General features: G+C 67.8%; 7 protein-coding genes. 2 read left to right on the forward strand and 5 right to left on the reverse strand.

Going from position 1 to position 9,008, the window contains the following annotated elements:
- Positions 1–3: 3 nt before the first annotated feature.
- The gene (locus tag JHC79_RS01135) at positions 4–657 is read right to left on the reverse strand and encodes a molybdenum cofactor guanylyltransferase (RefSeq protein ID WP_296388028.1); all 654 of its coding nucleotides are present in this window, start codon (positions 655–657) and stop codon (positions 4–6) included.
- A gap of 49 nt (positions 658–706) precedes the next feature.
- Between JHC79_RS01135 and JHC79_RS01140 the strand changes: the two genes are divergently transcribed.
- Positions 707–3,052, forward strand: a complete 2,346-nt coding sequence (locus JHC79_RS01140) for an FdhF/YdeP family oxidoreductase (protein WP_296388029.1) — start codon at positions 707–709, stop codon at positions 3,050–3,052.
- Positions 3,052–3,939, forward strand: a complete 888-nt coding sequence (fdhD, locus tag JHC79_RS01145; protein WP_296388030.1) for a formate dehydrogenase accessory sulfurtransferase FdhD — start codon at positions 3,052–3,054, stop codon at positions 3,937–3,939. The genes JHC79_RS01140 and fdhD overlap by 1 nt, the downstream gene beginning before the upstream one ends.
- On the opposite strand, the gene JHC79_RS01150 is transcribed toward fdhD, so the two are convergent.
- The 4 genes from JHC79_RS01150 to JHC79_RS01165 all read right to left on the reverse strand — a co-directional run bounded on the left by JHC79_RS01150 (position 3,892) and on the right by JHC79_RS01165 (position 8,818).
- On the reverse strand, positions 3,892–5,871 hold the full coding sequence (locus JHC79_RS01150) for an alpha/beta fold hydrolase (RefSeq protein ID WP_296388043.1): 1,980 nt from the start codon (positions 5,869–5,871) through the stop codon (positions 3,892–3,894). The two genes, fdhD and JHC79_RS01150, sit on opposite strands and share 48 nt — an antisense overlap.
- An 84-nt stretch (positions 5,872–5,955) precedes the next feature.
- Positions 5,956–7,236 (reverse strand): ATP-dependent Clp protease ATP-binding subunit ClpX, encoded by a 1,281-nt coding sequence (gene clpX / locus JHC79_RS01155; protein WP_253663515.1) that lies wholly within the window; start codon positions 7,234–7,236, stop codon positions 5,956–5,958.
- Between the two features lie 254 nt (positions 7,237–7,490).
- Complete coding sequence (locus JHC79_RS01160; protein ID WP_296388044.1) at positions 7,491–8,153, reverse strand: ATP-dependent Clp protease proteolytic subunit; 663 nt, start codon at positions 8,151–8,153, stop codon at positions 7,491–7,493.
- A gap of 71 nt (positions 8,154–8,224) precedes the next feature.
- The gene (locus tag JHC79_RS01165; protein ID WP_296388031.1) at positions 8,225–8,818 is read right to left on the reverse strand and encodes an ATP-dependent Clp protease proteolytic subunit; all 594 of its coding nucleotides are present in this window, start codon (positions 8,816–8,818) and stop codon (positions 8,225–8,227) included.
- Positions 8,819–9,008 lie beyond the last annotated feature (190 nt).

Raw genomic sequence — 9,008 nt, forward strand, 5'->3', positions numbered from 1 at the left:
ATTCTAGGGAACGGTGATCGCCCCGGGTTGCCCGGGAACGCCCCCGGCGGTGATGCGGAGCCGATGCAGGTCCTCGGGGGCGTTGACGTTGACCAGCCAGTCGGCATTGCTGATCGAGACGCGGTTGACCACCAGGGTGTCGATGGCCGCCAACATGCGTCGCTCGCCGGTGGCCGCGAGGTCGCGGATCCGACCCGCGCAGGCGGTCCGGTACAGGGCCGCGAACGGGTGCGCGCGGTTGGCGTCGACCGCGATGGCCGCGTCGTCGTTCTCCCGGAGTCCGAGCAGCAGTTCGTCGATGAGGTCGGTGCTGATCAACGGCATGTCGGTGGCGCAGACGAAGGCGACCTCGCGACCGGCTGCGGCCGCGTCGGCCAGACCCGCCGCGAGCGCCCCGAGCGGCCCGGTGCCCGCCTTCTCGTCGGTGACCCAGTGGGCCTCCGGACCGCCGCTGCCCTTCAGGGTGCGATAGGCGGCCGACGACGCGGCCGCCACCACCGAGACGGGGTCGCAGCGCCGCCCCACCACCCCGACGATGCGGGCCAGCATGGGTTCACCGTTCCAGTCCAGTCCGGCTTTGTCCGAGCCCATCCGTCTCGACGCGCCCCCCGCCAGAACCACGCCCGCCAACGCCATATCCGCCACCACATCGGTCATGGGGCCAGTATCGCGTGACGGACTGCTCCGGCGAGGCCACTATGGAGGAATGACTTCCACCGAATCGGATCGGTCCGCCTCGCGGGCCGGTTCTCCCGAGGCGTCCGAGACCGCGGTCGACGAACCGACACGGACCGACACCTCCCACCCCAAGACCTACGCGGCGGGAGTCCCGGCGGTCGCGGTGTCCATGAAGCGCGGTTTCACCCAGATGGGTCCGCTGCGCACCGCGAGGACGTTCCTCGAGCTCAACCAGCGACACGGCTTCGACTGCCCCGGGTGCGCCTGGCCGGAGAAGCCCGGCGGCCGCAAGCCGGCGGAGTTCTGCGAGAACGGCGCGAAGGCGGTCGCCGAGGAGGCGACACGTCGACGGGTGACCCCGGACTTCTTCGCCACGCACAGCGTGGCGGAGCTGCGCGAGCGGTCGGAGTACTGGCTGTCGCAGCAGGGCCGGATTACCCATCCGATGCTGTTGCGCGACGGCGCGACCCACTACGAGCCACTGGACTGGGCCGACGCCTACCGGCTGATCGCCGATGAACTCGCCGCTCTCGACTCACCCGACGAGGCGGTGTTCTACACCTCGGGCCGCACCAGCAACGAAGCCGCGTTCGTCTACCAGTTGTTCGCGCGCAGCCTGGGCACCAACAACCTGCCCGACTGTTCGAACATGTGCCACGAGTCGTCCGGGCACGCGTTGTCGACCACGATCGGCATCGGCAAGGGCTCGGTGTCCGTCCTCGACGTGGAGAACGCCGACCTCATCCTGATCGCCGGCCAGAACCCCGGGACCAACCATCCCCGCATGCTCTCGATCCTCGGCGACGCGAAGCGCAACGGCGCGACGATCGTCGCGATCAACCCGCTGCCCGAGGCCGGGCTGCTGCGGTTCCGCGATCCGCAGCGTCCCGGCGACATCCTCGGCGCGGGCACGACGCTGGCCGACGAGTTCCTCCAGGTGCGGCTCGGCGGTGACATGGCCCTGTTCCGGGGGCTCGCCGCGCTGCTGTTGCGGGCCGAGAACGCGAATCCCGGCACCGTGTTCGATCACGAGTTCCTCGAGACCTACTGCTCGGGTGTCGACGACTACCTCGCGCTGGTCGCCGACACCGACATGGACGAGATCTGCGAGGCCACCGGTCTGCGCCTGGCCGAGCTCGAGAAGTTGGCACAGCTGTGGATCTCCTCCGACAAGACCATCGTCTGCTGGGCCATGGGACTCACGCAGCACCGCCACGCCGTGGCCACCATCGAGGAGGTCACCAACACCCTGTTGCTCAGCGGCATGATCGGCAAGCCGGGCGCGGGCGTCTGCCCCGTGCGGGGACACTCCAACGTGCAGGGTGACCGCACCATGGGCATCTGGGAGCAGATGCCCGAATCCTTCCTCGCCGCAATCGATTCCGAGTTCGGCATCACCAGCCCACGGGAGGTCGGTTACGACGTGGTCGACGCGCTGCGGGCGATGCGCGACGGCAAGGTCGGGATCTTCATGTCGATGGGCGGCAATTTCGTCTCGGCGACTCCCGACACCGAGGTCACCAAGGCGGCCATCGCGAGGTGCCGACTGACGGTGCAGGTCAGCACCAAGCTCAACGCGTCGCATCTGGCGACCGGCAGCACGGCGTTGATCCTGCCCACCCTCGGTCGTACCGACCGCGACATCCGGGACGGCAAGCGGCAACTCGTCACCGTCGAGGACTCGATGGGCTCGGTGCACCTGTCCCGTGGGTCGCTGACGCCGTCGAGCGACTGCATGCGCAGTGAGGTCGGCATCATCTGCGAGCTCGCCGAGACGGTGCTCGGCTCCGACCACGCCGTGAACTGGTCGGGCCTCGCGTCGGACTACGACCGCATCCGCGACCACGTCGCGGCCGTCGTGCCGGGATTCGAGAACTTCAACGACCGGGTGCGTCAGCCCGACGGCTTCCTGCTCCCGCACCCGCCGCGCGACAGCCGCGAGTTCCCCACCGAGAGCGGCAGAGCCGTGCTGACGGTCAACGACCTCGAATGGTTGCCGACACCGCAGGGGCGACTGATCCTGCAGACGCTGCGCAGCCACGACCAGTACAACACCACGATCTACGGGCACGACGACCGTTACCGGGGCATCAAGGGCAACCGCAGGATCATCATGGTCAACCCCGACGATCTCACCGAGTTGGGCCTGACCGACGATCAGCCGGTGTCGATCGTCTCGGAGTTCGAGGGCGCCGGCGGGCTCGAGGAACGCCGCGTCGACGGCTTCCGGGTGGTGTCGTATCCGACCCCACGCGGCAACGCCGCGGCCTACTACCCGGAGACCAATCCCCTCGTCCCGCTCGACCACGTGGCGACGAAGTCGAACACGCCGGTGTCGAAGGGGATCACCGTGCGATTGGTCGCGACGCCCTGATGGGACGGGTCACCACACGGATCCCGGTGCGACGCATACGTACCCACGGCGATGCCACGCGACCGGACACCCTGGCGGTGGAGGAGCCGCTCGAGATCCGCATCGCCGGTGCGCCGTTGACGATGACGATGCGCACCCCCGGCGCCGACATCGACCTGGTGCACGGGTTCCTGTTGTCCGAAGGGCTCATCGGTGGTGCCGAGGACATCGACACCATCCGCTACTGCGACGGAGTCGACGCCGACGGACAGAACACCTACAACGTCCTCGACGTGGCATCCGCGCCCGGTGTCACCCTGACCGCTCCGCCACGGGCGTTCACCACCACCTCGGCGTGCGGCGTGTGCGGTAAGTCGTCGATCGACGAGTTGCGTGCCACCTCACGGTTCGACCCGCGCGAGGACCACTCCCAGGTGGCCACCGACGTTCTCATCACGCTCCCCGACCGGCTGCGGGCCGAGCAGAAGACATTCGCGGGCACCGGTGGCACCCACGGTGCCGCGTTGTTCTCCACCGACGGCACGCTGCTGGTGGTCCGCGAGGACGTCGGACGACACAACGCCGTCGACAAGGTCATCGGCTGGGCGGTCCGCGAGAACCGGATCCCGTTGCGCGACACCGTCCTCATGGTGTCGAGTCGGGTGTCGTTCGAACTCGTCCAGAAGGCCGTCATGGCCGGGATACCCGTCCTCGCGGCGGTGTCGGCGCCCTCGTCGCTGGCCGCCTCGCTCGGCGACGAGACGGGACTGACTGTCATCGGGTTCCTACGCGGTGAGTCGATGAACATCTACTCCGCCCCCCAACGCGTGGTCGGTCACCCGACCGGGTCGGCGGAACCGTCAGTCGTCGGCGGCCGAGATCGTCACGTCGCCGAGGATGTCGGGTAGCTCAGCCGGTCGGTCGAGCACGTGCTGCGACAGGAACGCGAGCACAACCCGATACCAGACGATCGCGTTCTGCGGTTTGAGGACCCAGTGGTTCTCGTCCGGGAAGTACAGGAACCGGTGCACCGTCGACCCGTCGTCGGCCGCGGGCAGTCCCGACTCCGAGAGCAATTCGTACCAGAGTCGCAGTCCCTCGCCGATGGGCACGCGATAGTCCTTGTCACCGTGGATGACCAGCATCGGCGTCACGATGTCGGCGACGTAGAGGTGTGGTGAGTTCTCCACCGCCATCTCCGGCGACATCTCTCGCGCCCAGTAGTCGGCGCCGTCGGTGGTCGGGCCGAACTGGTCGAGGGCCCACAGGCTCGCGTGGGTGACCACGGCTCGGAACCGATCGGTGTGCCCGGCGATCCAGTTGGCCATGTACCCGCCGAACGAACCGCCCATGATCGCGGTGCGACCGGACTCGATGCGACGGTCCGCCTCGGCGGCGTCGGTCACCGCCATCAGGTCGGTGTAGGGCTCGAAACCCCAGCTGCCCCACCCCCGTCGGATGAAGTTCTGCCCGTATCCGGTCGACAGCGCGGGATCGGGCAGCAGGACGGCGTATCCCGCCGCCACCGCGATCCACGGGTTCCATCGCCACGACCACGCGTTCCAGGACCCCAACGGGCCTCCGTGCACCCACAGCAGCAACGGTGCCGGCGCGCTGTCGGAGGCACCGTGGGGCAGGGCCAACCACGCCCGCAACGGCGTGCCGTCGATCGCCTCGGTGCGCAGGTCCTCCAGGGTGCCCGGCAGTTCCGGGAGCTCCACCGGTCCACGCAACACGGTGACCTCACCGGATCGCAGGTCCACCCGGACGGCGTGCGGGGGCTCGGCCGGCGAACTGCGCAGTGCGAGCAGGTGTTCGGTGTCCGGATGGACCGCGACGTCGGTGTAGCAGTGGTCGGTGGCGGTCACCGCCCGGACGGCGGTCGACGCACCGACGGTGGGGTCACCGAGCACGTACACCTGTCCACGGCCGTCGTCGTCGGCGGTGACGATCAACTCCGCACCGCTTGCCGACCATGCGACGGACATCGGCCACCGGTCCCACCCGGTCCCCCAGTCGGTGACGGTGCCGGCGGCGAGGTCATAGGTGTGGGCGGTGATCACCGGGGCGTCGGTGGGAGTGGTCACCGACTCGCGCAGGAAGGCCACCCGCCGCCCGTCCGGCGAAACGGTGGGCGCGAAGAAGTCGTGGTCGGGTTCGGCCAGAAGGGTGACCCGCTCCCCCACGCCACCGGCGTCGTCGAATCCGATGCGCACCAACGTCGTGCGGGTCGCGGCCTGCGGCGCACCCACGCGCCACGTCGTGACCGCGAACGAACCGTCCGGCGCGACCGCGACACCCGCCTCACGCAACGCCGGGCCGGGGTTGTCGACCAGCGGGGTCAATTCGCCCGAAGACGCGAGATCGAAGAGGAAGGGGTGTCCGGGGCCGAGATCGGTGTCCCACAGGCGCACCGGATAACGGTCGTGCAGGATCGCCGAGACCGACGCGGTCTTCCGCTTCGCACGTAGCGTCTGATCGGCCTCGGCCGACCCGCCCAGCACATCGGCGAGCGCGAGCACGGTGTCGGCTGCCCGCGCGGCGGCGAGCGAGTTCACCCCGCCGGGGCGGGCGACGATCCGCTCGGCCTCGCCGGTGTCCGGGAGACGCCAAACGGCGGCGGCCGGGTCCTCGTCGGGCCCGGGCGTCGACTTCCGGATGAACCACAGGGCGCCGGTGCCGTCGAACGTCGGCGCGGACGCGCTGTCGGGTCCCTGGGTGAGGCGGGTGGCGGGGAGCTGTCCGGTCGGGTCGATCTCCCAGAGCGCGGTGGTGTGGCCGGTGGACTTCTCGTCGAGCGTGGCCACCGTGGTGACCAGTCGGCTGCCGTCCGGCGACATTGCCAACCCGCTGACGCGAGAGGTCGCGATGTAGCGGTCGAGGTCGTGGAAGTCGGTGTTCTCGGCGTGCGTCACGCCGCGAGACTACGCGGTCTTGTCGCGTCGTTCGTCGCGACGCGGCTTGCGCGGGACGATCGTCGGCAAGACGTTGTCCCGCACGGTCTCTCCGGTCACGACCACCTTGGCGACGTCGTCGCGGCTGGGGATGTCGTACATCACCGGGAGGAGCACTTCCTCCATGATCGCGCGCAGACCGCGGGCACCCGTGCCACGGTGGATGGCCTGATCGGCCACCGCCTCGAGGGCTTCCTCGGTGAACTCCAACTCGACGCCGTCCATGTCGAACAGGCGGATGTACTGCTTGACCAGAGCGTTCTTCGGGGTCGACAGGATGGAGACCAGCGACTCCTTGTCCAGATTGGTCACCGAGGCGATCATCGGCAGGCGACCGATGAACTCCGGGATCAGTCCGAACTTGATGAGGTCCTCGGGCATGACCTCGGCGAAGTGGTCGACGGTGTCGACATCGTTCTTGCTGGCGACCTCGGTGCCGAAACCGATGCCGCGCTTACCGATTCGGTCGGAGACGATCTTTTCCAGGCCGGCGAACGCACCCGCGACGATGAACAGCACGTTGGTGGTGTCGATCTGGATGAACTCCTGGTGTGGGTGCTTGCGTCCGCCCTGCGGGGGAACCGACGCCTGCGTCCCCTCGAGGATCTTCAGCAGCGCCTGCTGCACACCTTCACCGCTGACGTCGCGGGTGATCGACGGGTTCTCGCTCTTGCGGGCGATCTTGTCGACCTCGTCGATGTAGATGATGCCGGTCTCGGCGCGCTTGACGTCGTAGTCGGCGGCCTGGATGAGCTTGAGGAGGATGTTCTCGACGTCCTCACCGACATAGCCGGCCTCGGTCAGCGCAGTCGCGTCGGCGATGGCGAACGGGACGTTCAGCATCTTGGCGAGGGTCTGCGCGAGGTAGGTCTTGCCGCAGCCGGTCGGGCCGAGCATGAGGATGTTGGACTTGGCCAACTCGACGACCTCGCCACCGCGTGCGTCCTTGCGGTCGCCCGCCTGGATGCGCTTGTAGTGGTTGTAGACGGCGACGGCCAGGGTGCGCTTGGCCGTGTCCTGACCGATGACGTACTTCTCCAGGAAGTCCCGGATCTCGGTCGGCTTGGGCAGCTCGTCGAGTTTGACGTCGCTCGATTCGGCGAGTTCTTCCTCGATGATCTCGTTGCACAGGTCGATGCACTCGTCGCAGATGTACACGCCGGGGCCCGCGATGAGCTTCTTGACCTGCTTCTGACTCTTTCCGCAGAAAGAGCACTTCAGCAGATCGCCGCCGTCTCCGATTCGAGCCATCGTGTGCTGTACCTCTTCCTTGTGCACCTGTGCGAACTCACGATTCACACCGGGCGGACCGACCTGCTCGCCAGTATTACTGACCGTACCCGCGAGCAGGCCGAACTTCGACCGATAAAAGCAATGTCAGACCTCGTGGAACCCTCGTCCCACACTGGTCACAGGGCTACAGGATCACCCCTGCGCACCGTCGCGTCGATCATCTCCGCGACCCCGGCGTGTCGCGCGGCATCACGGCCGTCGCGAGCTGCCGATCAGCTCCGGCGCGCCGACTTCTTGCGGTACTCGAAGACCTGGTCGATGATCCCGTATTCCTTCGCCTGCTCGGCGGTGAGGATGTTGTCACGATCGGTGTCGCGACGGATCTTCTCCGGGTCCTGACCGGTGTGCACCGACAGGATCTCGTCGAGACGACGCCGGATGCGCTCGATCTCGGCGGCCTGGATCTCGAGGTCGGAGACCTGACCCTGGTAGGCGCCACCGGTGCGGGGCTGGTGGATCAGGACCGACGCGTTCGGCAGGGCCCCACGCTTGCCGGGGGTACCGCCGGCGAGCAGGATCGCGGCGGCCGACGCGGCCTCACCGGGGCACATGGTCGCGATGTCGCAGTGGACGTACTGCATCGTGTCGTAGATCGCCAGCATCGCGGTGACGCTGCCGCCGGGCGAGTTGATGTAGATGGTGATGTCGCGGTCGGGATCCTGCGACTCGAGCACCAGCAGCTGCGCCATGATGTCGTTGGCGACCGTCTCGTCGATCGGGGTCCCGAGGAAGACGATGCGCTCCTCGAAGAGCTTCGCGTACGGGTTGTACTCGCGCATCCCGTTGGGCGTGTGCTCGATGAACGACGGCAGGATGTAGCGGCTCTGCGGTCCGGCGGGTGCCAGACCGGACGGGCCGGGGGTGGATCCGAACATGTTCGTCATGTGATGTCTCCGAAAAGTGTGCGCCGTGCGGCGGATGGGATCGAGGGAATCGGCGGAAGGACTCAGGCGCGGGCGATCACGTGGTCGACCAGGCCGTAGTCCTTGGCCTCCTCGGCCGTGAACCACTTGTCGCGATCGGCGTCGGCCTCGATCTTCTCCAGCGGCTGGCCGGAGAACTCGGCGTTGAGCCGGTTCATCTCTTTCTTGGTCTGCGCGAACTGCTCGGCCTGGATGGCGATGTCGGCGGCGGTGCCACCGATGCCTGCCGACGGCTGGTGCATCATGATCCGCGCGTGCGGCAGCGCGTGGCGCTTGCCCGGCGCTCCCGCGGCGAGCAGGAACTGGCCCATCGAGGCCGCCATGCCCATCGCGTAGGTGGCCACGTCGCACGGCGCGAGCTGCATCGTGTCGAAGATGGCCATGCCCGCGGTGACCGAACCACCCGGTGAGTTGATGTAGAGGCTGATGTCCTTGCTGCTGTCCTCGGCGGCCAGCAGCAGGATCTGCGCGCAGAGCCGGTTGGCGATGTCGTCGTCGACCTGGCTGCCCAGGAAGATGATCCGCTCACGGAGCAGCCGCTCGAACACCGAATCGCTCAGATTCAGCCCGGCGACACCCGAACTCATCGCGGGTGTATGGATGTTCGACTCGGTCACAGTTCCTACCTTCGACTTCTCTACGAGGACCCCTGGAAGGGCCCGGTGCGATGTTCCTGTCCTCGACCCTAACGAATAGAGGCGCCGCCGCAGTCGCGGCGCCGCCTCTATTCGCTGACAGCGGAACGATTGCTCGTCCGCCGCCGCAGATCGTCTAGCTGGTCGGCTTCGCGTCCTCGGTGGTCGCGTC

Source organism: Williamsia sp., from assembly GCF_016462415.1.
Lineage (GTDB): Bacteria > Actinomycetota > Actinomycetes > Mycobacteriales > Mycobacteriaceae > Williamsia_A.